Annotated in this window: 1 pseudogene; it reads left to right on the top strand. The window is 70.6% G+C overall.

Annotated features, from left to right (window positions below):
- Positions 1–428 (top strand): annotated as a pseudogene (locus tag WG923_RS30355) (2,3-epoxybenzoyl-CoA dihydrolase); the annotation flags it as partial.

The raw sequence follows: 428 nt of genomic DNA, 5'->3' as shown, positions 1-428 counted from the left end.
GCCACTGGCTCGTGCGCGAGACGATCGGCCACCTGCGCCGCACCTTCAGCCGCTTCGACGTCTCCAGCCGCAGCCTGTTCGCGCTGATCGAGCAGGGCTCCTGCTTCGCGGGCACCTTCCTCGAGTTCGCGCTCGCCTGCGACCGCAGCTACCAGCTCGCGCTGCCCTCCGACCCGTCGGCCGCGCCGAAGATCGAAGTGGGCGAGACCAACTTCGGCCTCTACCCCATGGCCACCGGCCAGAGCCGCCTGCAGCGCCGCTTCTACGAGGAAGTGCCGGCGCTTCAAGCGGTGCGCGCCAAGGTCGGCCAGCCGCTGGACGCCGACGCCGCCTTCGCGCTGGGCCTGGTCACCAGCAACCCCGACGACATCGACTGGCCCGACGAGACGCGACTGGCCATCGAGGAACGCGTGGCGATGAGCCCCGAT

This window comes from Ramlibacter sp. AN1133 (genome assembly GCF_037890035.1).
Lineage (GTDB): Bacteria > Pseudomonadota > Gammaproteobacteria > Burkholderiales > Burkholderiaceae_C > Ramlibacter.
This window is presented reverse-complemented; position numbering and strand designations above follow the sequence as displayed.